Source organism: Bacteroidota bacterium (genome assembly GCA_034723125.1).
In the GTDB taxonomy this organism is placed as follows: domain Bacteria; phylum Bacteroidota; class Bacteroidia; order CAILMK01; family JAAYUY01; genus JAYEOP01.
In genome coordinates this window covers 1-1,681 of record JAYEOP010000539.1, presented here as the reverse complement: position 1 = coordinate 1,681, position 1,681 = coordinate 1, and the positions used below count along the sequence as shown (strand labels likewise).

The following is a 1,681-nucleotide window of genomic DNA, read 5'->3' as shown; positions in this document are numbered from 1 at the left end:
TGACTTCTTATTCTTCATTTTCCCCATTCCAATAGTCGTTGCTCACCTTCAAGAGTTCTAATATCACTTACATCCTGACTTACCTCAATAACTCCTTTGTATTCATTTTTATCATTTCGTAAAGCAAAATATTGAATGAGAATAAATTTTCCTTTCAGTTGTATCCAGAATTTTGCACTATCTTTTTCTCCTTTTCTAAAAGTATTAATAATTTTTTCAACAATGTGAACGCTTTCAGGAGGATGGCAGTTTTTAACTTCTCTACCTATAATTGCAGGAGAACGAGGGAAAAATCTGTCCTTGGGTTTTGAAAAGAATTTCACTTTATTATTTTCATCAACAAAGGTAATGTCAACAGGTAAGTTATTTAAAAGTAAGAAAATTTGCTCAATGTTAAGTTCTCCTGTTTCCGATTTAAACTTTAATTCACCTTCTGATTGAGATATAAATGATGTTTTTTCTTCTTTGCCTTCTGCTTTAGTTGATTTAGGTGGAGTTTCTATAAAGGGAAAAGAATATTCAAAACTTTGCTTTTGCATTTTTGCTTGTTCAACATCATCAAAAATTGAATTTATAACAGGATAAATTATCAGGTCTTCTTTTTGAATCATCCCGAATGCAAGAAAAAAATATGCTCCCATTGCTTTGTTAAACATTTCCCAACTAGAATCTTTTGATGCAAGAATGGATATTACTTCTTTTAGCTTTTTCCTAATATCATCATGTATCGACCACATTACCTTAATGCATCTATAGTATTCAACTTTTTCTTCAATATACGGAAATAAAATATTTTCTTTTTTAATATAGTGGTTTTCAAACTCTAATAATTCTTGGAATGAGGTTAACAGGGTATCTTTCAGGCTATTAAAATCAGTATTTTCCTCTGTTTTAATTTTTCTTATTTCTTTTTTTATAATGTTAAGTTTAAATTTTAATGCAGCATTTTCGAGCATTAAATAGTACAAAAAAGTTCCTTTTGCAGGTTTTTCCCAATCGTAATTATTTAAATTATCATAAAAAATATTAATCACTTTATTAACATCTTGTTTTATATCCTTAGGGCTAATTCCCATTTGGATTTGCTTATCAACAAGCTTCACCATATCAAAAGGAGTAACGTTCTCAATAGCATTCTCATATTTCTTAATTAGCAATAGACCTTTTTTGCCTTCCATTATTCCAATAGAAAATGCAAGTAAATCTTCAAGTTTTTTTTCGTTGTTTTTTGAATTTTCAGACATATATTATGTTTTTTTGTTGGAACAAAAGTATAATAAAATTAGCCGCAGATTTAAAAATCTTTTGGAATTGTTTGTATTTTCACGCAAAGACGCCCCGATACAGTCATTCTTCCTTATGGGGCAAGCAAAGAACGCAAAGAGGAATTGTTTATTTGGTGATTTGTTTCAATAGTCATTTAGTGGTCATTTGCTTCGCTGTCATTTAATTGTCATTAAGTTGTTTATTCGGTGATTTGTTGATTTGTTTATTTGGAATTTGACTGTTGACTGAAGACTGTGGACTATTCTTGACTGCCGACTGATTTGTTTCTATTTTCACGCAAAGACGCCCCGATACAGTCATTCTTCCTTATGGGGCAAGCAAAGAACGCAAAGAGGAATTGTTTATTTGGTGATTTGTTTCAATAGTCATTTAGTGGTCATTTGCTTCGCTGTCA

The 1,681-nt window shown here is 30.5% G+C and carries 1 protein-coding gene; it reads right to left on the bottom strand.

Features of this window, described 5'->3' with window-relative positions; all coding sequences use genetic code 11:
• Nucleotides 1-14: 14 nt before the first annotated feature.
• Complete coding sequence (locus tag U9R42_13925) at nt 15-1,244, bottom strand: PAS domain-containing protein (GenBank protein MEA3497121.1); 1,230 nt, start codon at nt 1,242-1,244, stop codon at nt 15-17.
• Between the last annotated feature and the right edge of the window lie 437 nt (nt 1,245-1,681).